Genomic DNA, 24,210 nt, shown 5'->3' with positions numbered 1-24,210 from the left:
ACCCATTGCTATAGCTGATTAAGTATAGTGGCATGAATTGGTGCTGTGGGGGGGGGGCATTTTTCTGGTAATCTCCAATTATCCGTACCCTTATCGTAATTTGGTTCGTTGCAAGAACAGAAGAGGAACAAGTCTTATTGATCTCTGCATCGAGGACGTGCTTGAACGGCATAGCCATCTTTTTTCGGATCCGCCATCTGGAGCAAAATCGTAGTTGCTTTATTGCTAATGTATTACGACTGCCATAGAACAACTGAAACACGAAGCCGAGCCCCTTTATGAACCATTAGCCCGGGAAGTACTGGATTTTTTGTTGTTTGTACGCAAGAGGAATGCGGCAGGGTGGTATCCGGGGCTTTTTGAGCCGCTGTGGGAGCATGGAAAGGTGAGCCTCTTGAACGATCTCCTCAAGGCGAACCTGAACAACGTTTGGAGCTGAAATAACAGGGCAGGATACATTATCTGTGAACTTTTTAAGGGTGTTAAGCTCTTTATTATTTGCAGGAATAGATGGGAAATCTTATATTGGATAAAATTAGTCCATTTTAATTGTTTTCACGTAACTTTATATCAGACAAGGAGAATACCATGGGTGTTTTAGTCGGCCGCAAGGCGCCGGATTTTGATGTTGCAGCAGTTGTCAACGGCTCGCAGTTTGTTGATTCATGCAAGCTTTCCTTATACCACGGAAAGTATGTTGTGCTCTTTTTCTATCCGCTTGATTTCACCTTTGTCTGTCCGACAGAGCTGCACGCATTCCAGGAGAAGCTCGATGAGTTCAAGAAGAGAAATGTTGAGCTGATCGGCTGCTCGGTTGACTCAAAGTTCTCCCATTTTGCATGGCTGCAGACCCCGAGAAGCAGGGGCGGTATTCAGGGTGTAACCTATACCCTTCTTTCTGATATCAACAAGACGATTTCGGCAGACTACGATGTGCTGCTTGAGGGTGCCGGAATTGCTCTTAGAGGCCTCTTCCTGATTGACAAGGAGGGTGTTGTCCGTCACCAGGTTGTCAACGATCTGCCGCTTGGCCGCAATGTTGATGAGGTGCTTCGTCTGGTTGACGCATTGCAGTTTACCGAAGAGCATGGCGAAGTTTGCCCGGCAAACTGGAACAAGGGTGACAAGACCATGAAGCCGACAGATGACGGGTTGAAGGAGTTCTTCAAGGAGGCTTAAGGTTCAGGGCTCCGTTATAAATTTATTCCGTAATCAGATTGCATAAAAAAATCCCCCGGTCTGCCTGACAGAACGGGGGATTTTTTTGTGCGGTAACTGACCGGACTCCTCAGTAGGCTTTTGCAAAAACAACTTTCTGTGCAGCGGGTTTGCCTGAGTAGATACAGGTGCCCGGTATCCGCATATTGTAGCGCTCAATGTAGTCGGCCTCTTCGGGGAGCACCCGGATGGTTGATTTGGTCTCCTCCGTGATTTTCGCTTCTGTCTCCGCAGTGCCGTCCCAGTGGNCGATCACAAATCCCTTTTCGATAGCTTTTTTGAACTCATCGTAACTCGTGACTTCAAAGGTGTTCTCATCACGGAAGAGCAGCGCTCTGTCGTAAAGATTCTGCTGAATGCCGTTGAGGATTTCACTGATTTTCAGCGGAAGGGTGTCGTCGAGCGCAAGTTCTGTTTTTTCAAGCGTGTCGCGGCGGGCAGCTATGCAGATGTTGTTCTCGATATCTCTTGGGCCGAGCTCAATACGGATCGGAATGCCCTGCAGTTCATACTCCGCGAACTTCCAGCCGGGAGAGTTCTGTTCGCTTCCATCCACAAAGGAAGGTATGCCGCTCTTTTTCAGCGAGTCGGCAATGGCCTCTGCCTTTGCAAGCACAGCAGCCTTGTCGCCCCGGAGAATCGGAATGATGACAACCTGGCGGGTTGCCAGTTTCGGCGGCAGCACCAGACCGCGGTCATCCGAATGGGCCATGATCAATGCGCCGATCAGGCGTGTCGAGACTCCCCAGCTTGTTGCCCACACATAGTCAAGCGTGCTCTCTTTTGTCTGGAACTGGCAGTCAAACGCCTTGGCGAAGTTCTGACCCAGGTTGTGGGAGGTTCCGGCCTGGAGTGCTTTGGTATCCTGCATCATCGCTTCAATGCAGTAGGTTTCCACCGCACCGGCGAACTTTTCACTGTCGGTTTTCTTGCCCATAATGACCGGCATGGCCATATACTCTTCGGCAAAGGTTTTATAGACATTGATCATGCGCATAACCTCCTCCTGTGACTCTTCAGGGGTGGCATGGGCGGTATGGCCCTCCTGCCAGAGAAACTCGGTTGTTCGGAGGAAGAGGCGGGTTCTCATCTCCCAGCGCACAACATTTGCCCACTGGTTGATCAGTATCGGCAGGTCACGGTAGGACTGTATCCACTTTTTGTAGGATGACCAGATGATGGTTTCGGACGTTGGACGCACATAGAGCTTTTCAGCCAGCTCCTCGCCTCCGCCATGGGTGACAACTGCGCATTCGGGAGCGAACCCTTCAATGTGTTCGGCCTCCTTTGCAATGAAGCTTTCAGGAATGAAGAGCGGGAAGTAGGCGTTGACGTGCCCGGTCTCCTTGAACATCCGGTCAAGTGCTGCCTGCATCTTCTCCCATATCGCATAGCCGTTCGGCCTGATGACCATACAGCCCCGTACATCGGAGTAGTCAGCCAGTTTTGCTGAACGTACAAGGTCAATATACCACTGGGAATAGTCCTCGGTTCTGGTTGTGATTTTATCTGCCACGGTGTCGGTAAATGATTGCTATTACTGAAAAAAAGATGGAAAAAATATACAACCTACTTTTCAAACTTTTTCATTTTTTCCATAAGGTTTTTAAGATGCGCTTTCTGCTGCGTGCCGAGGGGTTTCTGATTGTTTTCAACCTTTACGTATCCAGAAGGGACAGCGAATTCGGATGGAGGAACCGCTTTTGGCTGAATTTTTATGAGCTCCAGAACATAGAGGCCGTTATCGTTTTTCTGGATAATCCTGACGGGAAATCCCTCTATGCCTGCGCTCTTGAGGGTTTGCGAAAGTGAGGTATTGGAGAGGCGCGGATTCTGCGACTGAAGGATTCTGAAGGTGGAAAAATCACCAAGGTCGCGCGTTACCCAGAGTTCGAGCTTTTCGGTTGTGCTGGTCAGGCTGATATGTTCGCAGGTGTAACCTTTTATAACCTGCATTCCAAGCCTTGCAAGTTTATAGTTGGTGTCAAAATCAAGTAGCAGTGAGTTTTCGGCAGCAGTTTTGAGATTGACTATTGTGTAGCTTTTTGCTTCATGATTGATGATATAAGCCTGGTCGGGACTGGATGCTCTGGTGATAACGGAGGTTTTCAGCGGTTCAGGTATTTTATTCATTCGCATGAGCATATCCATGCGCTGGGTGCCGCTGCCGAAGGTGTAGGTTACCAGTGCGGAACCACTCGGCAGTTTTAGCGACATATCCATGATGCCGGTAAATTTCGCTGCAGCAGAAGCAGGAGCTGCAAAGCAAAGAGAGAGCATGATGAGGAGGAGAAGCAGGATTTTTTTCATCGTATCGTGGCGTTAAGGGTGTCAGTTGGTCGGATTAGGCGCGGTATCGTATCTATCATAGGTAAAAGCTAATGTAATTTTTGTAATGTTACCTCTCTTATGACTTTTTTAAAACGAATTGCTCCGGTATTGCACAGTCTGGTCTGTTCTGGACGTGCAGTGTGCATGCCGGCATTAACAGAGAGGCATGGAAGAATATAAAGAGTGGCAGGTTGTTGAACTGCTCAGGAGAACAGCCGGTTTTTTTACAGAAAAAAATGTTGATGAGCCTCGTCTGAGCGCGGAACTGCTTCTTGGAAGCGTTATAGGCAAGAGCCGCCTTGAACTCTATCTGCAGTACAGCAGACCGGTTTACCAGGATGAGCTTGATCGTTTCCGGGCTCTTTGCCGCCAGCGGCTTGAGGGTCGTCCGGTGCAGTACATTCTTGGAGAGCAGTGTTTTTACGGGCTGGAGTACAGTGTTGATGAGCGGGTTCTTATTCCCCGTCCGGAAACCGAACTGCTTGTGGAGCAGGCGCTTGAATCTCTCGGCTATTCCAGCAGAGGAGGCCCGGGTGAAGCGAACATTCTGGATATCGGGACAGGGAGTGGATGTATTGCTGTAACCATGGCAAAACTCTGCCCGGCGCTTACAGCCACGGCCGTCGATTGTTCTTTGGATGCACTCGCCGTTGCCCGCCGGAATGCCGGGCGTCACGGTGTCGAGTCACGGATTTCATTTGTTACGGCTGATATGCTTGACGATCATTTTTCGGAAAAGATTTCCACAGGGCCGTTTACCCTCATTCTCTCCAATCCACCGTATATTCCGGAGGGTGAGTGGGACTCTCTTCAGAAGGAGGTTCGGGATTATGAGCCGAAACTTGCACTGACGACTCCGAATGGTTTTGAGTGTTACCGGTCCGTTGCCGGGCAGGCCGCAAAGCTTTTGACGGCGGGAGGAAAACTCTTTTTTGAACTGCATGCCGATGGTGCGGTTCTGGTTTCAGAGATCATGAAAAGTCATGGATTTTCAGCTCTGACGGTCACCAAGGACTATTCCGGACTTGACCGGGTTATCTCGGGTAGACTCGTCGATTGAAATTTATACCCGGTGGGGCGTGTTGAGGAGTAGAGGCTCGGAATTATCTCTTTTGTTATAACCTGACGATACGTTACTCCGTCCGCCTTGCTCTCTAACCGCTTATGGCAGTATAAGGCGATACCCCTGTTATTTTTGATTGCCAGCAAGAGAGAGAGTCTCTCCGGGTCGCGTTTTTTTCGTAAAAACGCTTCCACAGCACTATATTGTAGCACATTGATTCCAACCCCCGGAACTTCCGGGAAGGGTGAAATGTATATTCCTGAAACCAAAGGGACTGACTATGGTCTACGTTGATGACATCACGTAATCTTAACGCAAGGGAGCGGCAGGTACTCGGCATAATTATTCAGAGCTATGTTGTTACCGCTGCCCCGGTAGGCTCTCGCTATATTGCCCAGAACTACAAACTCGGCCTTTCCGATGCGACGATCCGCAATGTCATGGCCGAGCTTGAAGATGCAGGATATATCAGCCAGCCTCATACCTCGGCAGGCAGGATTCCTACCGATCAGGGTTACCGTTATTACGTTGACCTGATTATGACGGTCCAGTCACTTGATGAACAGGAGAAACAGCGCATTGACGCCAATATCGGCCAGTTCGGCATTGAACGCAAGGGGGCCTCGGCCGATGTGCTGCTGTCGGCGGCCAAAGTGCTTGGTTCAATTTCAAGAAATCTGAGTGTTGTGCTCTCACCGACACTCTCAAACGCGATCTTTGAAAAACTTGACATGGTGCTTCTGAGTTCGACACGAATGATGGTTATTTTGTCCATTCAGTCGCTCTTTGTCAAGACCATTGTGATGGAACTTGATCTTGAGGTATCACGGCAGACTGTTGATGATGTTGTCGATGTGATCAATGAACGACTCGCCGGATTGACACTTGCTGAAATCCGTCGGAGCATTGCAAAACGACTTTATGACTGTGATTGTGACGCTGCCCTGAAAAATCTTGTTGTCCGTTCAGCAGGAACACTTTTTGACGAGTCCCCTATTTTTGAGCGGCTCTATATTTCCGGTACAGAGTACATTGTCGATCAGCCCGAGTTCAAGCAGCCGGATAAGGTACGCGATCTCATTACGATGATTGAGGACAAGTTCAGCATGGCCAAGCTGGTAGAAAACAATGGCCCCCTGGTTGAGGTGATCAGGCCCTCCGGTATCGATATTTCCATCAGTATCGGCAAGGAGAACAGTGAACGGCAGGCCGAAGAGCTAACCATTGTTTCAACACCCTATTATATTGGGAATATGGTCGGGAAAATTGGTATTTTCGGGCCGAAACGTATGGATTACGAACACGCTGTACGTGTAATCAACTATATGGCTGACTCTTTGTCAGCAAAACTGTCGGATGTTAACTAACAAGAAAATATATTTATGACTAAGCACGCAACGAATGAACCCGTGAGTAATAAGGAGAATCAGGAAACTGCTGTACCGGAAGAGGTAACATCCCCGGAGCAGTCAGGAGCCGAAAGTGATCTGCCGGTTGACAGGGTAGCTGAACTTGAAGCCGAGCTTGTTCGTCAGCAGGAGCAGGTTAATAAATTTCGTGACGAGTTGCTTCGCAGAGCGGCGGATTTTGAGAATTTCCGCAAGCAGAAGGAGCGGGAGTCCATGATGGCCTCTTCGCGTGCACTTGAGAATATTATCAGGGAACTGCTTCCGGTTGTCGATGATGTCAAGCGTGTTCTTGCTCACGCGCCATCAAATACAGAAGCTGCAAGTGAAGCCGCGCCCTATATTGCCGGAGTAGAACTTGTCAGGAAAAGTCTTGATCGCTGGCTTGAACAGAAGGGCGTCAAAGCGATTGAGTCGATAGGCGGGAAGCTTGATGTCAATTTTCATGAAGCGATCTCCCAGATTGATCATCCTGAAGCAGAACCGGATACCATTATTGAAGAGTATCAGACCGGTTATCTTCTGGGTGAAAAGGTTATCAGGCATGCCAAGGTCATTGTAGCCAGATAGCATATTCCGATTTTTTACAATGAACAAAAGAGAAGCAAATTTGCTGGTGATATTATGAAGAAAGATTATTACGAGGTTCTTGGCGTTGGCCGTTCGGCAACCAAGGACGAAATAAAAAAGGCATACAGAAAGCTGGCGGTTCAGTTTCATCCTGATAAAAATCCTGATAACAAGGATGCAGAGGAGCATTTCAAGGAGGTCAATGAAGCCTATGAAGCATTGAGCAACGATGACAAGCGGCGCCGTTATGATCAGTTCGGTCATGCAGGAGTCGGCTCTTCAGCAGCTTCAGGCAGCGGCGGGCAGTATGGCGGAGCCAGTGACTTCAGCGATATTTTCAGTGCAGTCAACGATATGTTCGGCGGCGGCAGGTCAAGAGCTGGCGGTGGTGCACCGTTCGGCTTTGAGGAGTTTTTTGGCGGAGGTGGCGGAGCCAGAAAGGGGCGGGCATCAGCCGGCATCCAGGGAACCGACCTGAAAATCCGGTTGAAACTGACCCTTGAGGAGATTGCCAAAGGTGTCGATAAAACACTGAAGATCAAAAAGCAGGTTGCATGCAAGGAGTGTAACGGCAGCGGCTCCAAATCAGGAGCTACCGAGAGTTGCAAGACCTGCAATGGCACCGGTGAGGTTCGCCAGGCCCAAAAAACCATGTTCGGCCAGTTTGTCAATATTGCCGCATGTCCCACTTGTGGAGGCGAAGGCCGGATTATCAAGGATCGCTGTACCTCCTGTTACGGGGAGGGGATCAAGCTTGGAGAGGTTACGGTCAAGGTCACGGTTCCGGCAGGTGTGCAGGACGGCAACTATCTCACCCTGCGCGGTCAGGGCAATACCGGGCCGAGAGGTGGTGCTGCAGGAGATCTGATTGTGGTGCTTGAGGAGATTCCTCATGACCTCTTCTCTCGCAATGGTGACGATGTGGTCTATACGCTTGCGGTAAGTTTTCCTGATCTTGTACTTGGCACGAAAGTTGACGTTCCCACGCTCGACGGAGCGGTCAAGCTCACCATTCCTCCCTCGACACAGCCGGAGACCATGCTTCGCATACCGGGATATGGTATCGGTCATCTGAGAGGATCGTCACGTGGAGACCAGTATGTGAAGGTCAATGTCTATGTTCCGAAAGATCTCTCCCATCAGGACAAGGAGCTGTTGAAGGAGCTGAAGAAATCGCAGGGAATTTCTCCTGACGCTCATAACGACCCTCATGCCAAGAGCTTTTTTGAAAAAGCCCGCGACATCTTTTCATGAGAATAAGCCTGGATTCCAGACAGAAAAACCCCGTTTCATCGGGGTTTTTCTGTTCAGGGATATTTTTTTTCAGCTCCGGAGGAGTACCGTATCGGCAGACTGTTGTTATTCGGTCTCTGTTTTCCGGTAGGCAGCAACCAGCTCCGTGACATAATTTTTGATGATGAGCGGATCGGAAGTCTGATTCGGGGCAAAAATCTTTTCAGCAAGTGTTGTTGTGCCGGCAAGGTTGAGCTTCAACTGGGGGAGATAGAGCAGGTTTGCCATCAGCTCCGGGCTGCCGCAGGTAAGAAAGAGCCCGACTTTTTTGCCCTGCAGAAACTTTTTCAGGTTGCTTTGCAGGAGTGCGCCGAGCAGTTCAGAAGAGACCATCAGGTAGTAGATCGGGGCGCCCATGATGATAACGTCAAACTCCTCCACAAAGCTGTAATCCCCCAGACTTTTGCATTTGGCTTTTTCCACGTATGCACCGGTTGCCGCAAGTTCCCGGCCGATTGCATCGATAAGCTGTTCGGTCGATCCTCCTGAAGTTTTGCTGTCGAACAGGATGAGGGCTTTCATAGGTTTGGAAGCTGTATTGGTCATGGGAGAAGTGAATGGTTGCGGCTTATTGGCAGACTGGAACTAAACGTAAAATTACATATTCAGCCGGTCAACTCCAAGAACGCCGTCCTGATCAACTGTTGAGGGCAATAAAAAAGGCGCCCTGTTGGAGCGCCTTTTTTAGAATATTTCTTTCTCGTGAGAAAGGTTATACGTACTGCGAGTAGATTCCGAGAAGATCGGTAACTCTGGTTGAGTAACCAAGCTCGTTGTCATACCAGCCGACTACCTTTACTAAGTTGCCAGAGCTCATGGTCAACAGAGAGTCAAAAACACATGAGTGAGGGTTTCCGACGATGTCCTGGGAGACGATCGGGTCGGTGCAATACTCAAGATATCCCTTCATCGGTCCTTCTGCAGCAGCCTTGATTGCTGCGTTGATCTCTTCTTTTGACGCTGCACGGCTAAGAATTGCTGTGACGTCGGTTACCGAACCGTCCGGTACAGGAACTCTCATGGCGAAACCGTCAAGTCTGCCGATCAGTTCAGGAATAACCTCGCCGATGGCTTTTGCTGCACCGGTGCTGGTCGGGATGATTGACAACGCTGCTGAACGGGCGCGGCGAAGGTCGGAGTGAGGAAGGTCAAGGATGTTCTGGTCATTGGTGTAGGCATGAACCGTGGTCATGAATCCCTTTTCGATTCCGAAACTGTCCTGCAGAACCTTAACCATGGGAGCAAGGCAGTTGGTGGTGCAGCTTGCGTTAGAGATGATCTCTTCCTTGCCGGTGATGGAGTCGCCATTGACACCGAGCACGATGGTTGCATCAATTTTATCCTTTGCAGGAGCGGAGATGATAACCTTTTTTGCACCTGCGGTAAGATGCTTTGTTGCGCCTTCACGCGACGTGAAGATACCAGTTGATTCTACAACCAGATCGCATCCAAGTGCTTTCCATGGAAGCGCTTCAGGGTTACGCTCTGCGGTGATGGTGATAACCCTGCCGTTAACGACAAGATTTGAACCCTCAACTTTGACTTCACCATTGAACTTCTTGTGGGTGGAGTCGTATTTCAGGAGGTGAGCAAGGGTTTTCGGGTCACAGAGATCGTTGATTGCAACAATTTCATATTTCGGGTTGTCCATTGCCTGGCGGAAAACCAGACGCCCGATGCGGCCAAATCCGTTAATGCCGACTTTAACTTTTGCCATAATGTCCTTCCGGTCTTGTATTGCGTTAGTGTTAGCTGTCAAAAAAACAGGCAGGGCTGTGCCGGTTTTTATTTAAAAAATATCAGTGAAGATATAATATGAAAATTGAAATATTCAGGAAATTTTTATAAAACTTTCCTTCAACATGTTTTTCAGATTGCCAAAGTTGCCGTTGCTCAGTACGACAACAACATCATCATCCCGGATCTGCTGCTTCAGGAAGTGAACGATATTGTCAGGATAGGCTCCGGGCTCTTCTCCGGAAAGAAAGACCGTTTTACCCTGCTTCTGAAGCTCTTCCCGCAACAGGGAGGTGTTGAGGCACTCTTCAGGTTTATAGCGGTCCGGACGGTGAACTTTTCCCATCACGACAATGGATGCCGGGCCGAAACACTCCGAGAGCTCCTGCTGAAAAATATTCCGGGTGGTTGTGTTGGACCGGGGCTCAAAACAGGTTACAACCCTTCGGCCCGAGTAGAGCTCTGCGATAGCTTCCAGCGTTACCCGAATTGCCGTTGGATGATGGGCAAAATCTTCAATGAGGGTTATATTTCCGGGGTATGTGCCGATGATCTCCATTCGCCGTTTCGGCCTCAGAAAAAGGGGCATGGCTTTCGCGATCGCCTCAAAGGGGAGGCCGGCAGTTACAGCCGCAGCGGTTGCGGCAAGGGCATTCATAATGTTGTAGTTGCCGAAGAGCGGAACCGTGATTGATCCCTGGAGCTCTCCTTTGTAAAAGAGATCAAAGGTAGAGGTTTCATGCGCTACCGATATGTTGCGGGCGCTCCATTCTGCATCTGTTTTCAGACCGAACCGTTCAACCCGGCAGAATGCCTTTGAAGCGATCTCCATGGCTGTCGGGTCATCGCTGTTGACGATCAGGGTGCCGTTACGGGGAATCAGATTGACAAAGAGCCTGAAACTGCGCTTGATATCCTCTAACGAGCTGAAAATATCGGCATGATCAAATTCAATGTTGTTGATAATGGCGATATCGGGTCGATAGAGCAGGAATTTGCTTCGCTTGTCGAAAAAGGCCGTATCGTATTCATCTCCTTCGCTGACAAAAAAACCCGCTTCAATTCTGCCGGAAGGCCTGCATCCCATGGAGAAGTTTTCCGGAATTCCGCCGACAAGAAAACCCGGTTTAAGGCCGCCGTGCTCAAGCAGCCAGGCGACGAGTGAAGTTGTGGTTGTTTTTCCATGTGTCCCGGCCACCACTATCGAGGTGTTTTTTTCGATCAGATGCTGGCGTACCAGATCCGGCATGGAGATCAGTTCAAGATGATGATCAAGGGCATATTCGAGTTCCAGGTTGCCACGGCTTATCGCATTGCCGACAACAACAAAATCGGGCAGGGCATGCTGCAGATTCTTAACAGCAAATCCATTGAAGTAGGGGATATTATGCTCTTCAAGATAGGTGCTCATGGGCGGATAGAGCTGTGTATCCGAGCCGGTTACGGCGTGACCCGCATGGGAGAGTGCAACGGCCACCGAAGCCATTGCCGTACCGCCTATGCCGAGAAAGTAGAAGGAGCTCATCCAGGGAAGATTGTCTTCATATTACTGTGCGACACGAAATAAACGTATCTGTTATACTATATACATAAAAATCCTATGGAGCACAAAACCCAGTTTCAATCTGATCGTGTCACCTTCTATCGGAAATGGCAGGGCGGGAAGGATTGTGCTTCACCCTCCGGGCCGGTCGGGGGAAATGTTCTCAGCGCTTGAAAGAATGAAATGAAGCTGTATTTTGACTTACAGTTTCAATTGATCATTGATTTTACCCCCCATTACCATGCAATTTATCGATCTGCTTTCACAGAAAGACCGGATTCGCACACCGCTTCTTCAGCGCCTTGAGCGTATTGTGGATAGTTGCCAGTTTATCATGGGGCCGGAAGTGACCGAGCTTGAGTCACGTCTGGCCGCTTATGTTTGTTCACGTCACTGTGTCTCCTGCTCATCAGGTACCGACGCCCTGCTCATGCCTCTGCTTGCAAAAGGGATCGGACCGGGGGATGCCGTGCTGACCACGCCGTTTACCTTTTTTGCTACTGCTGAAGTGATCAGTCTTGCCGGTGCGACGCCGGTCTTTGTTGATGTTTGTCCTGAAACCTTTAATATCAACCCCGAGCTTGTCGGAAGGGGTGTCGAGGAGGCTCTTGCAAAAGGGTTGAAGCCAAAGGCACTTATTCCCATCGATCTTTTCGGGCTGCCGGCTGATTATGAGCGTATCGAAGCGGTCGCCGCCTCGTTCAATCTCTGGATTCTTGAGGATGCCGCACAGGGTTTTGGCGGCAGTTTCAGAGGGCGCAAGGCCGGCAGTTTCGGTCTTGTCGGGGCGACATCGTTTTTCCCGGCCAAACCGCTCGGCTGCTATGGTGATGGAGGCGCAATTTTTACTGATGATGATGAGCTTGACCGGCTGCTGCGTTCGGTCAGGATTCACGGCAGCGGTGTTGACAAATACAATAATGAACGGATCGGGATCAATGGCAGACTGGACTCTTTCCAGGCTGCGGTGCTGCTTGAAAAACTTGCCATATTTGATGACGAACTTGATGCCCGCCAGCGTGTTGCTGATTCCTACAGCAGGAGGCTTGAGGGAAAAGTCACGGTACCCCGGATTCCTGAAGGATACAGGTCGGCATGGGCGCAATACTCCGTTCTTGCCGCTTCATCTTCAGAGCGCGATCAGCTCATGCAGGCGTTGCAGAAAGAGGGGATTCCGACCATGATCTACTACAAGATTCCGCTGCATCTCCAGAAAGCCTATGCTTCGCTCAACTATAAAGAGGGGGATTTCCCGGTTTCAGAGGATATGAGTTCAAGAGTCTTTTCGCTTCCGATGCATCCCTACCTGAAGGATGAGGAGGTAGAGAGGATATGCGAGGTTCTGCTCGCCTGACATTTTTTCAACTCCCCCGACCTCCTCGGGGGGTTGTAATATCTCTGAACTCACTATCCGGTAATTTCTTCCTCTTGTCCACTTGAGTCCACTTCTGTCCACCATTTCTTCGTCCACTCACGTCCACTTTCTTCCTTTTCTTTTCGTGTCATTCGCGCTCTGCATGACTGTAGCCTCTGCCGGGGAATTTGATCCGGACATAGAGCGCTGCAAGCATGACAACCGTATTGATGGCGCCGACAACAATAAACGGCGCCTTGGGGCTCATGGAGTCAAATAGCCGTCCTCCGACAGTTGTGATGACAAGGATTCCGGCTGCACCGCAGATATTGAACATCCCGATTACCGATCCCCGCTCTGCTTTTGGCGCCTCCTGACCGATAAGTGACTGAGCACCGAGAAAGGAGCTGATCTGGCCGATACCGAGAAGAACAAAAAAGATGATTGAACCCGGTTCATGCGGATTACCCACAAGGCCAAGTGAAAGATAGCCGACGCTTGCCAGCCCCATGCAGACAATCAGTGCCGTGACCCGGTTCCACCTGTCGATCAGCGGGCCGATAACCGGCGCCCAGAGCAGAGCAGCTCCCTGGGAGATAATAAAGATCATCATTCCTTTCTTTACCGCCTCAGCAGGTTCCATGCCCATGGCGATTCCCGCCGTTGTTCCCCAGAGCGGCAGAAAGGTCCCGATAATGGATTGATCCCCACGGGCCACAAACGCTGCGCCATAGGAGAGCAGGATTCTCGGGTTTTTGGCGCAACTGATACCGCTTGAGAGCAGGTTGCGCAGAGGCGGGCGCTCCTCCTTGCGGACTTCAGTACCCCCTTTAAGGCCGAATCCGACAACGACAGCGGAAATCAGGGCAACTCCGGCGATGGCGAAGTGGGTGTAGAGCCCGGCATCAATGCCGCTGAACCCTTTTGCGACCAGCCGATGCGGCAGGCCGCCGAAAAACGAGTTCAGTGCAACAATTCCAAGGCCGTTGAGAAATCCGGTGATGGCAATAAGTTTTCCCCTTGAACGCTCGGCAGGGTAGTCGATCATCACCGTGGAGAGCGCTCCGGTAAGGGCAACAATACCAAGCGCATAGATCATCCGGTAGATGGTCAGCTCTTCAATAGATCGGGAGAGAGGGTAGAGCGCATAAGCCAGTGCAACAATGACAAATCCTGCACTGTAGACCGGTTTGCGACCGATACGATCCATCAGAACCCCGGCTGGCACAAAAAAGAGCAGGGTGACGATCTCCGTCCAGAAAACAAGGTTGCCACTGATGGTTCCCTGCCGGGAGGTGGGGATTTTCAGGTGTTCATTGAGGATATAGGCCTGCCCGATTGAAACAAAGGTAACCAGTCCGATAGAGAAAAAAGCTGCGAAGAGATAGGTCCAGGCATGATGGGGGAGAACCGAGGGTGCAAGGGTAACCGGCCCGAGTTTATGGATCGAAGGTCGCTCGTTCATAGATCAGCAGTTTATTTGGCCAGCAATGCGGAAAGATGGATTACCTCAATGAGGTTGTTTGATTTGATGCCGCTGTCGTTGGTAATGATAAATTTACACCCTGCTATAATTGCATTCGGTTTTCCTGTTTAGCAATAGCTTATTGCATTATTAGTGATTGAGTTAGTTCGCTAAAGTTGCCAGGATTCATGGGCTTTCTGATGTTCTGCTTCAATTTCCTGAGTTGTTTTACCCCAAATTCCCCGAGCGATTCCCGCATAAGTCATCGGCGAATCATTCCGTATTTTACGTGATAGCGGAATCAGGGTGACCACTCCGTTATTGAAAGAAACCTCAAGTATATCGTCCGGCTTTATATGAGCCAATTCAGCAATACGCGTGGGAATAGTAATCTGGAGTCTTTTTCTGACTCGGACTTGTTCCATAGTGCTCTACCTTTTCAAAAAGAAGGGTTGGTTTGATGTTAGTAATCGATTAAATGAAAAGCAAATATAGGTTTTAGCGTGTCACATAACTGCTTCAAACCCGGCGTGCAGCAATCCGTCCTGCATGTGGAGGCAGCGGTCGGAGAGGGCGGCATACTCCTCGTTGTGGGTGACAATGATAAAGGAGGTTTTGCGTTCCTTGCTCAGTTTTGCCATCAGCTCATAGAGCATGCGGCTGTTTTTGCTGTCGAGGTTGCCGCTCGGCTCATCGGCAAGCACAAGCTTTGGCCGGTTCATCAGGGCGCGGGCAATGGCGACCCGCTGCTGCTCTCCGCCGGAGAGTTCCGAGGGAAGGTGGTCGAGCCGCTCAGAGAGACCGAGGCTTTCAAGCAGCTCGGCGGCCCGCTTTTTTGCCGGAGGGAGTTTTCCCGTTGCGATGAACTCCGGCATGGCAACATTTTCAATAGCCGTGAAGTCGCTCAGGAGGTGGTGGAACTGGAAGACAAATCCGATTTTCTGGTTCCTGAACTTTGCCAGCGCTTTTGGCGAGAGGGTATATTTTTTATCCCTGAAGAGCTGCTCTTTGTCAAAGAGGATCTCTCCGCTGTCGGGTGTGTCGAGAGTGCCGAGCACATTGAGCAGTGTTGTCTTGCCGCTGCCCGATGCGCCCACAATGGTAACCATCTCTCCCTCACCGATCAGGAGATTGATACCCCTGAGAATCGGAATTGCCTGCTGCCCCGGAAGGGTATAGGACTTGGTGATGTTTCTGGCTTCAAGCATGGTCAATTTTTTGTTAAACTTTTTCGCGCTTGCCCAGGCTCTCTGCGAGTATGGATAGTACAAGAGAGTTCATGCTGACATCCTCTTGTTTGGCTCTCATAACCAAACGGGCGTGAATACTTTTAGGAACCCGTTGAATAAACTTGCCACTGTGCGAGCCACCACTATCTGGTTCCGGAACAGGCATGTTCAGGCTTTCCAGGGCAGCAATCGTTTCTTGCAAGGCATCCATACCATTTTCAATTGCTTCCGCTATTGTTTCGCCATCTGAAATACACTCTGAAAAGTCAGTAAATGAAATCATATAACCACCACCCTCTTTTTTTGAAAGAGGACGAATTTCAAACGGGTATTTGCTTAAATCTTTCATAGATCACTCCATTACTCCATTACAAAATCAACAAATTTCTTTATGTATACCGGTTTAATGGGCCTATGAGCAGGGACAGGTAACGTCCGGCCATCAGCGCGAACAAAAACGACGTGGCTTGTACCTCGCTGCCGCCATTCGATGTTGTAAGCGCCGGCAACGGTTTTCAGACTTTCAATCCGCCAGTCCAGCGGATTGTTTTGCATCTGCTGAAGGATTTTATCTGCTTGGCTTACAAGATGTATGATACTAAATGTGATATCACTATACAAGAGATGCAAAGATAATGAAGCGATGTGTATGGATTTTTCGCTTTCAATCTTCTGAACACCCCCGGATATCTCCCATTGTTGTTGCCTTTTTCTTCTCTGGTATGGCTTTGATTAATTGATTTTACTTTATTCCCCAATAATGCAGAGTCCTTTGCTAGAAACAACATCTCTCCACACCCATCACATCGGCCTCACTTGTCCGTCACCTTCGATGATCCATTTGTAGGTAGTGAGTTCTCTGAGGGCCATCGGGCCTCTGGCATGCAGCTTCTGGGTACTGATGCCGATCTCCGCTCCAAGGCCGAACTGTGCACCGTCGGTGAATGCGGTTGAGGTGTTTGCATAGACAACGGCGGCATCAACTCTTTTGAGAAATGTGGCTTTTACTGACGGGTCGTCCGTTATGATCGCCTCACTGTGCCGGGAGCTGTATCGGGCAATATGATCGAGAGCCTCTTCAAGAGAGGAGACGGTTTTAACCGACATTTTCAGCGACAGGAACTCGGTGCCGAAGTGTTCCGGTTCGGCCCTTTTCAGCAGCGCTTCAGGATAGAACCCCTGGAGTTTACTGTAGGCCGGTTCATCGGCAAAGAGCACCACCTGCTTCTCCTGCAGGGGCTCCACGAGGGCAGCAAGGTCATTGAGGCGGTCGCAGTGCATCACGAGCGTATCAAGGGCGTTGCAGACACTTGGACGGCGGGTTTTGGCGTTGAATATGACCTTTTTGCCGATCTCAAGGCTGCCGCTTTTATCGAAATAGGTGTGTACAATTCCGGCGCCGGTTTCAATAACCGGAACCTTTGCGTTGTTGCGGACAAAATCGATCAGTTTCTGGCTGCCCCGGGGAATGATCATATCGATATAGCCGACAGCATTGAGCATCACGGCGGCTGCTTCCCGTTCAGCCGGAAGCAGATAGAGCACATCGGGATTGATGTTGTGCTCTCTGAGAACCGAGTGGATCAGCTTGACAATGGCAATATTCGAATGCAATGCATCACTTCCGCCTTTCAACACGGTTGCATTTCCGGACTTCAGGCAGAGCGCAAAAACATCTAAGGTGACGTTCGGGCGTGCTTCATAGATGATGCCGATTACACCCATGGGTACGGTTACTTTTTTCAGTCCAAGGCCGTTAGGCAGTTCCCGCTCTTCAAGCACCAGATCAAGCGGAGAGGGGAGTAATGCAACGTTTTGGATATCACCGGCAATGCCCTGAAGACGTGCAGCGTTCAACATCAGACGGTCAAACATCGGATCGGCTGGATCCATCCGTTCAAGGTCTTTCATGTTGGCATTGAGCAGCTCTTCGCTGTGCAGGGGTATTTTCTGTGCAAGGTCAGAGAGCACGCTGTTGATGCCTGCATCGCTGAGGGTGATGATCTCTCTGCTTGCCTGCTGCACCGAAGCAAGCTGTCGAATTATGGTTTCCTGCATGTTTTACGGATTTCAAGATATTATGTAGAGATAATCGTAGTGAATCAATGGTTTCTGGCCATTCTTGCCCATCACCTGGAGTGCTTTTTCGGAGCTGTATTGCGCCATTCCGTAACCGATCGCGGCTCCATCCGTTGAACAGACTTTGATAATATCGCCCTTGAGGAAGCGCCCATCAACGGATTCAATACCGACGGGCAGAAGACTGTTGGCCCGTTCATCACCCACAAGCGCTTCTTCCGCCCCCTTGTTGATGGTAACCGCCCCTTTTTCAAGCCCTTCACTGTTTGCAATCCACCGTTTCGGCCCATGGGTCGGTTTTTGCGCGAGAAATTTGGTGCCTGTTTTTTCCCCGTTGAGAATCGAGAGCAGAATACCCGGCGTACGTCCGTTGGCAATATGGACGGTTATTCCGAGCCGGGAGAGCTTCTGGGCTATATGACATTTGGTCAGCATCCCTCCGCGTCCGAACTCAGATTTCCCCGGATTGATATACTGATGAAAGTGTTTTGTCGAAGGGTCAATTTCGCTGATGATGGCTCCATTGCCTGTTTTAAGGTCGAACAGCCCGTCCACATGCGAGAGAATAATGTATCCTTCAACATCCATCATTGATGCAATGAGCCCGGAAAGCTCATCGTTGTCGGTAAACATCAGCTCGGTCACCGAAACGGCGTCATTTTCGTTTACAACAGGGATTATATTCTGCTGCAGAAGGGATGTAAAACAGGTCTGCATATTCAGATAATGCTGACGGTCACGAAAATCCCCTTTGGTGACCAGTATCTGGGCAGTGATCAATCCGTGCTGCAGAAAGAGATCATTGTAAGTGCTGATCAGCTTTATCTGACCTGTTGAAGCCAGTACCTGACGAGCAGCAACCGGAGCAAGTGTTCCTGAGAGTTTTACCACTGATCGGCCAGCCCCTACAGCACCTGAGGAGACAAGAATTATCTGGATTCCCTGTTTTTGAAGCTCGGCAATTTGCGTGGTGAGGCTGCCGAGAATCTTAAGGTCAAGCTGACCATTTTTTCCGGTAATGACGTTGGTGCCGACTTTTACGACAATCTTTCTGTAGATAGGCTGTTGTTGATGCTTCATCTGTTAGTGAACCTGTTCCTGACCGAAATGCAACCCTGCTACACCGATAATAATCAGCAAGAGGGAGATAAGTTTAATGGCATTGATACCTTCTCCGAACCAGAAGATGCCGATAACGGTAATTGCCGCTGTTCCGACCCCTGACCAGATAGCATAAGACAATGCGACGGGCAATACCTTTAGTGCCAGCGAAAGAAAGGTAAAGCTCAATGCGTAGAAAATAAAGATAAAAAGTGACGGCACAAGTTTGCTGAACCCGAAGGAGAACTTCATGCAGGTAGTGCCGGATACTTCAAACAGGATTGCAATGATAAGGTAGATCCAGTGCATTGTTGAGCAGTCAAAATGTTTGATGGAACGCCATCTCTGGTTGTGCAGGTAATATAATCACTGCTTTTACAGTGCAATAGCGCTATCGGGAATTCCTCTGGCGGTACTGGCTTGTCTGATGGTTTGTGTTCAACTGAAAAGATATGCATATTTGCTTCCGGACAGGGTTTTGCCGGTAAGAAAACAGGCAGGCATCAGTGATGGTGATCTTTTTCCTGTTATCAGCAGAACGTAACCCTCAATTCACTGTCGGCATGCCTTTTTTTATTGGTTTGAAAGCATGGCCAGTCCTGTAGAGAGTACCGGCAGGACAAGTGAATAACTTCTGGATTGTACATGATGCTGCTCCTGAGCCTGATTGATATATCTCTGCCTTTGAAAAATCCGGTATTACAGTTTTCACTGATACTGTTTATCATTCTTTTTGCCCCCCTTCTTCTCAACCGGCTTAAAATTCCGAGCCTTGTCACGCTTATCATTGCAGGCGCACTCGTAGGCCCTCACGGGCTCAATCTGATGCTTCGAGACAGCAGCATTATTCTCTTCGGAACGGTTGGACTGCTCTATATCATGTTTCTTGCCGGGCTGGAGATAGATGTTGCTGATTTTCGCAAAAACAGCGGCAACAGCATCATGTTCGGCCTCTACACCTTTTTCATCTCTATTGCCCTGGGTATTGTTGTAGGGCTCTATATCCTTGGCTTTTCACTGCTTTCATCGATTCTTATCGGCAGTATCTTTGCCTCCCACACCCTCATTGTCTATCCGCTTGTCAGCAAGCTCGGCATAGCAAAAAACAGAGCGGTGAATATCTCCATCGGCGGGACGATGATTACCGATACCCTTGCCCTGCTTGTTCTTGCTGTTGTTGCCGGCATGAGCTCCGGGGTTCTGACAACCACTTTCTGGATCACGCTGCTGATTTCAATCACCCTGTTCGGGCTTGTTGTTCTGTTCCTTTTTCCGGTCATTGCCCGATGGTTTTTCAAGCGTTTTGATGACAGCGTGCTTCAGTACCTTTTTGTGCTTGCAATGGTCTTCCTCGGAGGCTTTCTTGCCGAGGCAGCCGGTGTTGACGCAATTATCGGCGCATTTCTCGGCGGGCTCTCCCTCAACCGTCTGATCCCGCATACCTCACCGCTCATGAACCGGATCAAATTTGTCGGCAATGCCATTTTTATTCCGTTTTTTCTGATCGGAGTCGGCATGCTTATCAATATTCAGGCTTTTTTCAAGGATTATGACACCCTGAAGGTGGCTATTGTCATCACTGTAGCCGCTACAGTCGCCAAATATCTTTCTGCATGGATAACCCAGAAGCTTTTCGGTTTTTCAGTTGACCAGCGGAGACTGATATTTGGGCTTATCAGTGCTCATGCCGCTGTGGCTCTTGCAACGGTTTTGATAGGCTACAATATTATTACCGGCTATACCCTTGAAGGCAATCCCGTCAGACTGCTCAACGAAAGTGTTTTGAATGGTACTATTCTTTTTGTTCTTGTCACCTGTACCCTTGCAACCTTTGTCGGCCAGAGAGGGGCCGAGAATATTGCACGTGCCGAAGCGGCAGAGGAGGTGACTGAAACAGGAGTTCTGACAGCTGAAGAACGGATACTTATTCCGATGAACGATCTCACTACGGTCGATGAACTGGTCAATCTCGGCATTACCATTAAATCGCATAAAACCCGTAATGCCCTTTATGCCCTGCATGTTGCCGATAACAGTATGAGCGATAATGCTGCCGCCAGGAATGCTGGTAAAATTCTGGAAAAAGCCGCTGTTTCAGCTTCCTCAACCGATCATGAGCTGATTCCGCTGATCCGCTATGACAGTGATCTGGTCAACGGCATTGCCGGTGTGATCAGGGAGCAGAAGATCACCGACCTGATTATGGGTTTGCATCACAAAAGCCCGCTTACTGACACTATTCTTGGCAGCGCATCGGAGAACATACTCGGTCGGTGCAACGTTACAACCTTTATCTACAAGCCGGTTCAGCCTCTGGCAACAATCAGGCGGACTATAGTTGTTATTCCTGCCGAAGCTGAACATGAAATCGGTTTTGAGCACTGGCTGCAGAAACTGATAATCATACAGAAAAACACCGGAAGCCGACTGGTGCTTTACGCAGCACAGCCAACCATTGCTTTTCTGAAAGAGCGCTATTCGGCTGCAATTTCCGATGCCGAATACAAGGTTTTCAGGGACTGGAATGATTTTCTTGTACTCTCCCGGGAGATAAAAAATGATGATAACCTCATCGTTGTCATGAGCCGGAAAAATCATCTCTCCTATCACAGCAAAATGGCCAAAATTCCGCTCTATCTTAACCGGTTCTTCCGGAAAAACAGCTTTATCCTGATCTATCCTGTACAGAGCGGCAGCATTGACGATACCGGTGCAGAGAGTGCGGTTGAGTCGGTTAGAAATTCTTTCGGCCGGTTTCAGGGTTTTAAACAGTTTTTTGACAGGGTTGGCGCGGCCTATAAAAGAAAGATATCGGATTCGTTCAAAGGCGGGTAACCGGCTCTCTCCTTCCGGAAGATGCCGCTGGTAGTGGTCTGGGGGAATGAAATCTGACAGATATTCCTTATTTTATCAGCCATGTTTCAGCTCTTCACCCCTTGTCTGTCCGGCAACTTTATGCAGACGGTCAAGGTTTTTTTCAATATTGCAGATTATGCCCTGAAAAAAAGCAGTAAAGCGTATGATTTTACCGATCAACATCTATAGTGATGATATTCTTCGACAGAAAGCCAAACCATTGAAAGGGATTGACAGCACCATTGAGGCGCTTATTGCCTCCATGTTCGAGTCGATGCGCAATGCCGAAGGGATAGGCCTTGCAGCCCCCCAGGTCGGTCATTCGGTGCGGCTTCTTGTACTGGATCTCTCCTGCATTGACAACTATGCCAATGAAAAGCCGATGGTGGTCATCAATCCGCACATTCTCGCTGTCAGCGGATGCAATGTTATGGAGGAGGGGTGCCTGAGCATACCCGGTGTAAACGGTGATGTGGAGCGTCCGGCCGTCATCTCGCTTAAATACCGTGATGAGCATTTCCTGGAGCGGACCCGTGAGTTCTCCGGCATGCTGGCCAGAGCGTTGCAGCATGAAATTGATCATCTTGACGGGACACTCTTTGTTGACCGGATGGAGAAGCGCAGCCGGAAAAAAATCCAGAAAGAGCTGACGGATATTGCCTCGGGTATTATCGACGCGGAGTATCCTGTTGTGCCTTTTTTCCATAAAGCATCTCAGGGTTGAGTCTAATCGATATTGAATTGTTATGAGAATTGTTTTTATGGGAACACCCGAATTTGCCGTTCCCTCCCTGCAGGCAATAGCTGAGTTGAAGAGTGAATTTGAACCGGTTCTGGTGGTCACCGGTTCTGACAAGCCCAGAAGAAAAAAAAATGCCGAAGCGGAACCCTGCCCTGTAAAACAGGCAGCGCTTGCGCTTGGGTTGGCGGTTTACGAAATCGATGATGTCGCAAGTCCGGAGTTTGCTGCAAGAGTAGCCGCCTGCCGGGCTGACGCCATTGTTGTGGCTGCTTTCCGCATCCTTCCTCCAGAGGTTTATGAACAGGCCCGGCTCGGAGCGTTTAATCTGCATGCATCGATTCTTCCCGCCTATCGGGGAGCCGCACCGATCAACTGGGCTATTATCCGGGGCGAAAAGGAGACCGGAGTGACAACATTTTTTCTCAAGAAGAGTGTTGATACCGGAAACATCATTCTTACGGCAAAAACTCCCGTTGCTCCTGATGAAAATGCCACTGATCTTGCCCGTCGCCTCTCGGTAATCGGTGCCGGAGTGGTTGTCGAAACCCTCCGCCTGATGGCTTCCGGCTCGGTTCCGGTTTCCGGTCAGGATGATTCCCTTGCCTCCCGTGCGCCCAAACTTACCCGTGATAACACCCGGATCAACTGGTCGCAGACGGCAGCGGAGATCCATAACTTTATCAGGGGTCTTGCCCTGAGGCCCTCGGCATGGACCACGTTTGAAGGTAAAACCATGAAGATCTTCAAGGCTTCAGTAGCTACATCCGAAATCACTTCTTCTTCCGAAACTCCCGGCACCATTCAGGTCAAGGATGGCCGCCTCTTTGCCAAAGGCTCTGACGGCTGGATTGAACTGCTCTCCCTGCAACTCGAAGGCCGCAAACCGATGGAAGCCACCGAATTCCTCCGCGGCTTCCGCCACGACCGGGATACGATCTGTTTTGTGTAAGGGAGGGGTCACCAGGCCCACATTCCTGAAAAATCCTATAGGTTTCGTCGATCCACCCTTTTATTGTCGCCCCTTACCTGTTCATTTGTCATTCCGAACGCAGAGGGGAATCCGGTTTCTTCTTCTGATTAACTTACCTCTCTCACTTACGTCCCTGAATCTGACTTTTACAGTTCCAGAGCCTCTACCGGATAGTAAATCTACAATTGATTTTCAAAGACATATAGTTTCAATCTGTCGGATTGCTTTTCCTTTGTACATAATTTATATTTACAATTATGGGCGCCTCTATTTATTGTCGTGAGAAGCCCGAGAACAAGGCGGACGGAGCGCAGAAACCGGAGTGTACAAAGAGTACATGAGGATTTCGAGCACCGCCAAACGCAGTAATCGGGTTTCGGAACAAATAAATAGCGGTGCCCAGATGGCTATCAAGTTTCAATGGGATGATGACAAAGCCAGGATCGCTTCCTTCTGCGAAACCAAATTCTACAGGGGTAACTGATGAAAGAAGAATACGATCTCTCAAAAATGAAGCGTAAAAAAAATCCGTACGCGGCAAAATTGAAAAAGCCGGTAACAATCCGGCTTGGTGAGGATGTTGTTGACTACTTCAAGTCACTTTCTGATGAAATGGGCCTTCCTTACCAGTCATTGATAAACCTCTATCTGAGAGATTGTGTTTCAACACACAGAAAGCCCAATTTCAATTGGACTGAGTGAGCGTACCTTCTGACATAGCGCTGAACTAAACCACTCACTGACGGGTTAACGCCATGTTAGGCATAAATACAGGAGAACATGAGAAATGCCAATCATATCAATGTTTTACGGAATCATTATCCGTTTGAATTACATCGTGATGAATTAATGGCTGATTGGACGTTAGCGGTTAATGGAGAAGAACCATATAAAATTACACCACTGTGAGGTCTGGTATGTTTTGGGATATAAAAGCTGTCAAACCGTTATCTGATTATCGCATTTATGTGGAAATTGAAGATGGTCGTCAGGGTGTTTTTGATATGAAGCCTTACCTTGATCGCGGTGTCTTCAGGGAACTCAGAGATGTGCATTATTTCAATCAGGTCGGTATTCTTTTTGGTGCTGTTACCTGGCCGCACGAACAGGATATTGCGCCAGAAACGATAATTGACGAGATGGTGCCGGTTGAAACCATGCCTGACAATGTGCTTCAGACGGACGCTTTGCGCTAATACGCTTCCGCTGGTGAGCTTTGTGTCGTCAGCCCTCATTCACTCACTCTCTGCAAG

Annotated in this window: 23 protein-coding genes; 11 read left to right on the top strand and 12 right to left on the bottom strand. The window is 49.3% G+C overall.

Features of this window, described 5'->3' with window-relative positions:
• Window positions 1-588: 588 nt before the first annotated feature.
• Entirely contained in the window at window positions 589-1,179 is a 591-nt protein-coding gene (locus CFERDRAFT_RS05300; protein ID WP_006366184.1) for a peroxiredoxin, read from the top strand.
• A 109-nt stretch (window positions 1,180-1,288) separates the two neighbouring features.
• Here CFERDRAFT_RS05300 and proS read toward each other — a convergent pair whose 3' ends face one another.
• On the bottom strand, window positions 1,289-2,734 hold the full coding sequence (gene proS, locus CFERDRAFT_RS05295) for a proline--tRNA ligase (RefSeq protein WP_006366183.1): 1,446 nt from the start codon (window positions 2,732-2,734) through the stop codon (window positions 1,289-1,291).
• A 53-nt stretch (window positions 2,735-2,787) separates the two neighbouring features.
• Window positions 2,788-3,528, bottom strand: coding sequence for a DUF4412 domain-containing protein (locus tag CFERDRAFT_RS05290; RefSeq protein WP_040433230.1), 741 nt, complete (start codon window positions 3,526-3,528; stop codon window positions 2,788-2,790).
• 187 nt (window positions 3,529-3,715) lie between these two features.
• On the opposite strand from CFERDRAFT_RS05290, the gene prmC reads away from it, so the two are divergent.
• The 4 genes from prmC (at window position 3,716) to dnaJ (ending at window position 7,842) form a co-directional block, all read left to right on the top strand.
• Window positions 3,716-4,609: a peptide chain release factor N(5)-glutamine methyltransferase gene (gene prmC / locus CFERDRAFT_RS05285; protein ID WP_006366181.1), complete on the top strand. Its 894-nt coding sequence runs from the start codon at window positions 3,716-3,718 to the stop codon at window positions 4,607-4,609.
• 296 nt (window positions 4,610-4,905) lie between these two features.
• Window positions 4,906-5,979, top strand: coding sequence for a heat-inducible transcriptional repressor HrcA (gene hrcA, locus CFERDRAFT_RS05280; protein ID WP_006366180.1), 1,074 nt, complete (start codon window positions 4,906-4,908; stop codon window positions 5,977-5,979).
• A gap of 15 nt (window positions 5,980-5,994) precedes the next feature.
• The gene (locus CFERDRAFT_RS05275; RefSeq protein WP_006366179.1) at window positions 5,995-6,588 is read left to right on the top strand and encodes a nucleotide exchange factor GrpE; all 594 of its coding nucleotides are present in this window, start codon (window positions 5,995-5,997) and stop codon (window positions 6,586-6,588) included.
• 54 nt (window positions 6,589-6,642) lie between these two features.
• Window positions 6,643-7,842 carry a molecular chaperone DnaJ gene (gene dnaJ / locus CFERDRAFT_RS05270; protein ID WP_006366178.1) on the top strand — a complete coding sequence of 400 codons (1,200 nt, stop codon included), beginning with the start codon at window positions 6,643-6,645 and terminating at the stop codon, window positions 7,840-7,842.
• Window positions 7,843-7,947: 105 nt separating this feature from the next.
• Here the strand turns inward: dnaJ and CFERDRAFT_RS05265 are convergent, their stop codons facing one another.
• From CFERDRAFT_RS05265 to CFERDRAFT_RS05255, 3 genes are all read right to left on the bottom strand, one after another.
• On the bottom strand, window positions 7,948-8,403 hold the full coding sequence (locus CFERDRAFT_RS05265) for a flavodoxin family protein (protein ID WP_198002400.1): 456 nt from the start codon (window positions 8,401-8,403) through the stop codon (window positions 7,948-7,950).
• A 190-nt stretch (window positions 8,404-8,593) separates the two neighbouring features.
• On the bottom strand, window positions 8,594-9,598 hold the full coding sequence (gene gap / locus CFERDRAFT_RS05260) for a type I glyceraldehyde-3-phosphate dehydrogenase (protein WP_006366176.1): 1,005 nt from the start codon (window positions 9,596-9,598) through the stop codon (window positions 8,594-8,596).
• Between the two features lie 114 nt (window positions 9,599-9,712).
• Complete coding sequence (locus tag CFERDRAFT_RS05255; protein ID WP_006366175.1) at window positions 9,713-11,143, bottom strand: UDP-N-acetylmuramate--L-alanine ligase; 1,431 nt, start codon at window positions 11,141-11,143, stop codon at window positions 9,713-9,715.
• 259 nt (window positions 11,144-11,402) lie between these two features.
• Between CFERDRAFT_RS05255 and CFERDRAFT_RS05250 the strand changes: the two genes are divergently transcribed.
• Window positions 11,403-12,515, top strand: a complete 1,113-nt coding sequence (locus tag CFERDRAFT_RS05250; RefSeq protein WP_006366174.1) for a DegT/DnrJ/EryC1/StrS family aminotransferase — start codon at window positions 11,403-11,405, stop codon at window positions 12,513-12,515.
• A 148-nt stretch (window positions 12,516-12,663) separates the two neighbouring features.
• On the opposite strand, the gene CFERDRAFT_RS05245 is transcribed toward CFERDRAFT_RS05250, so the two are convergent.
• The 7 genes from CFERDRAFT_RS05245 to CFERDRAFT_RS05210 all read right to left on the bottom strand — a co-directional run bounded on the left by CFERDRAFT_RS05245 (window position 12,664) and on the right by CFERDRAFT_RS05210 (window position 18,698).
• Window positions 12,664-13,980: an MFS transporter gene (locus CFERDRAFT_RS05245; RefSeq protein WP_006366173.1), complete on the bottom strand. Its 1,317-nt coding sequence runs from the start codon at window positions 13,978-13,980 to the stop codon at window positions 12,664-12,666.
• 170 nt (window positions 13,981-14,150) lie between these two features.
• Window positions 14,151-14,405 carry an AbrB/MazE/SpoVT family DNA-binding domain-containing protein gene (locus CFERDRAFT_RS05240; RefSeq protein ID WP_040433229.1) on the bottom strand — a complete coding sequence of 85 codons (255 nt, stop codon included), beginning with the start codon at window positions 14,403-14,405 and terminating at the stop codon, window positions 14,151-14,153.
• 81 nt (window positions 14,406-14,486) lie between these two features.
• Window positions 14,487-15,188, bottom strand: coding sequence for an ABC transporter ATP-binding protein (locus CFERDRAFT_RS05235; RefSeq protein WP_006366172.1), 702 nt, complete (start codon window positions 15,186-15,188; stop codon window positions 14,487-14,489).
• 13 nt (window positions 15,189-15,201) lie between these two features.
• Entirely contained in the window at window positions 15,202-15,558 is a 357-nt protein-coding gene (locus CFERDRAFT_RS05230) for a type II toxin-antitoxin system HicB family antitoxin (RefSeq protein WP_006366241.1), read from the bottom strand.
• 452 nt (window positions 15,559-16,010) lie between these two features.
• Window positions 16,011-17,267 (bottom strand): glutamate-5-semialdehyde dehydrogenase, encoded by a 1,257-nt coding sequence (locus tag CFERDRAFT_RS05220; RefSeq protein ID WP_006366171.1) that lies wholly within the window; start codon window positions 17,265-17,267, stop codon window positions 16,011-16,013.
• A 12-nt stretch (window positions 17,268-17,279) separates the two neighbouring features.
• Window positions 17,280-18,368 carry a glutamate 5-kinase gene (proB, locus tag CFERDRAFT_RS05215; RefSeq protein WP_006366170.1) on the bottom strand — a complete coding sequence of 363 codons (1,089 nt, stop codon included), beginning with the start codon at window positions 18,366-18,368 and terminating at the stop codon, window positions 17,280-17,282.
• A 3-nt stretch (window positions 18,369-18,371) separates the two neighbouring features.
• Window positions 18,372-18,698: a DMT family transporter gene (locus CFERDRAFT_RS05210; protein WP_006366169.1), complete on the bottom strand. Its 327-nt coding sequence runs from the start codon at window positions 18,696-18,698 to the stop codon at window positions 18,372-18,374.
• Between the two features lie 339 nt (window positions 18,699-19,037).
• Between CFERDRAFT_RS05210 and CFERDRAFT_RS05205 the strand changes: the two genes are divergently transcribed.
• The 5 genes from CFERDRAFT_RS05205 (at window position 19,038) to CFERDRAFT_RS05185 (ending at window position 24,153) form a co-directional block, all read left to right on the top strand.
• On the top strand, window positions 19,038-21,224 hold the full coding sequence (locus CFERDRAFT_RS05205; RefSeq protein ID WP_050770640.1) for a cation:proton antiporter domain-containing protein: 2,187 nt from the start codon (window positions 19,038-19,040) through the stop codon (window positions 21,222-21,224).
• A 184-nt stretch (window positions 21,225-21,408) separates the two neighbouring features.
• Complete coding sequence (def, locus tag CFERDRAFT_RS05200) at window positions 21,409-21,969, top strand: peptide deformylase (RefSeq protein ID WP_006366167.1); 561 nt, start codon at window positions 21,409-21,411, stop codon at window positions 21,967-21,969.
• A 22-nt stretch (window positions 21,970-21,991) separates the two neighbouring features.
• Window positions 21,992-22,936: a methionyl-tRNA formyltransferase gene (gene fmt / locus CFERDRAFT_RS05195; RefSeq protein WP_006366166.1), complete on the top strand. Its 945-nt coding sequence runs from the start codon at window positions 21,992-21,994 to the stop codon at window positions 22,934-22,936.
• Between the two features lie 504 nt (window positions 22,937-23,440).
• On the top strand, window positions 23,441-23,659 hold the full coding sequence (locus tag CFERDRAFT_RS05190; protein WP_006366165.1) for a BrnA antitoxin family protein: 219 nt from the start codon (window positions 23,441-23,443) through the stop codon (window positions 23,657-23,659).
• Between the two features lie 215 nt (window positions 23,660-23,874).
• Window positions 23,875-24,153 (top strand): DUF2442 domain-containing protein, encoded by a 279-nt coding sequence (locus CFERDRAFT_RS05185; RefSeq protein ID WP_040433228.1) that lies wholly within the window; start codon window positions 23,875-23,877, stop codon window positions 24,151-24,153.
• The last annotated feature ends 57 nt before the right edge of the window (window positions 24,154-24,210 follow it).

Source organism: Chlorobium ferrooxidans DSM 13031, assembly GCF_000168715.1.
GTDB classification, from domain to species: Bacteria; Bacteroidota; Chlorobiia; order Chlorobiales; family Chlorobiaceae; genus Chlorobium; species Chlorobium ferrooxidans.
The sequence above is the reverse complement of the archived record's forward strand: the minus strand, read 5'-3'. Positions and strand labels throughout refer to the sequence as shown.

Bases quoted from the DNA above. Each gene is read 5' to 3' on its own strand.
- hrcA (WP_006366180.1), top strand. From the start codon at position 4,906: ATGACATCACGTAATCTTAACGCAAGGGAGCGGCAGGTACTCGGCATA.
- fmt (WP_006366166.1), top strand. From the start codon at position 21,992: ATGAGAATTGTTTTTATGGGAACACCCGAATTTGCCGTTCCCTCCCTG.
- dnaJ (WP_006366178.1), top strand. From the start codon at position 6,643: ATGAAGAAAGATTATTACGAGGTTCTTGGCGTTGGCCGTTCGGCAACC.
- def (WP_006366167.1), top strand. From the start codon at position 21,409: ATGATTTTACCGATCAACATCTATAGTGATGATATTCTTCGACAGAAA.
- gap (WP_006366176.1), bottom strand. From the start codon at position 9,598: ATGGCAAAAGTTAAAGTCGGCATTAACGGATTTGGCCGCATCGGGCGT.
- CFERDRAFT_RS05240 (WP_040433229.1), bottom strand. From the start codon at position 14,405: ATGGAACAAGTCCGAGTCAGAAAAAGACTCCAGATTACTATTCCCACG.
- proB (WP_006366170.1), bottom strand. From the start codon at position 18,368: ATGAAGCATCAACAACAGCCTATCTACAGAAAGATTGTCGTAAAAGTC.
- CFERDRAFT_RS05190 (WP_006366165.1), top strand. From the start codon at position 23,441: ATGAAAGAAGAATACGATCTCTCAAAAATGAAGCGTAAAAAAAATCCG.
- CFERDRAFT_RS05210 (WP_006366169.1), bottom strand. From the start codon at position 18,698: ATGCACTGGATCTACCTTATCATTGCAATCCTGTTTGAAGTATCCGGC.
- CFERDRAFT_RS05230 (WP_006366241.1), bottom strand. From the start codon at position 15,558: ATGAAAGATTTAAGCAAATACCCGTTTGAAATTCGTCCTCTTTCAAAA.
- CFERDRAFT_RS05265 (WP_198002400.1), bottom strand. From the start codon at position 8,403: ATGAAAGCCCTCATCCTGTTCGACAGCAAAACTTCAGGAGGATCGACC.
- CFERDRAFT_RS05255 (WP_006366175.1), bottom strand. From the start codon at position 11,143: ATGAGCTCCTTCTACTTTCTCGGCATAGGCGGTACGGCAATGGCTTCG.
- CFERDRAFT_RS05220 (WP_006366171.1), bottom strand. From the start codon at position 17,267: ATGCAGGAAACCATAATTCGACAGCTTGCTTCGGTGCAGCAGGCAAGC.
- CFERDRAFT_RS05245 (WP_006366173.1), bottom strand. From the start codon at position 13,980: ATGAACGAGCGACCTTCGATCCATAAACTCGGGCCGGTTACCCTTGCA.
- CFERDRAFT_RS05290 (WP_040433230.1), bottom strand. From the start codon at position 3,528: ATGAAAAAAATCCTGCTTCTCCTCCTCATCATGCTCTCTCTTTGCTTT.
- prmC (WP_006366181.1), top strand. From the start codon at position 3,716: ATGGAAGAATATAAAGAGTGGCAGGTTGTTGAACTGCTCAGGAGAACA.
- CFERDRAFT_RS05275 (WP_006366179.1), top strand. From the start codon at position 5,995: ATGACTAAGCACGCAACGAATGAACCCGTGAGTAATAAGGAGAATCAG.
- CFERDRAFT_RS05235 (WP_006366172.1), bottom strand. From the start codon at position 15,188: ATGCTTGAAGCCAGAAACATCACCAAGTCCTATACCCTTCCGGGGCAG.
- CFERDRAFT_RS05205 (WP_050770640.1), top strand. From the start codon at position 19,038: ATGCTGCTCCTGAGCCTGATTGATATATCTCTGCCTTTGAAAAATCCG.
- CFERDRAFT_RS05300 (WP_006366184.1), top strand. From the start codon at position 589: ATGGGTGTTTTAGTCGGCCGCAAGGCGCCGGATTTTGATGTTGCAGCA.
- CFERDRAFT_RS05250 (WP_006366174.1), top strand. From the start codon at position 11,403: ATGCAATTTATCGATCTGCTTTCACAGAAAGACCGGATTCGCACACCG.
- CFERDRAFT_RS05185 (WP_040433228.1), top strand. From the start codon at position 23,875: ATGTTTTGGGATATAAAAGCTGTCAAACCGTTATCTGATTATCGCATT.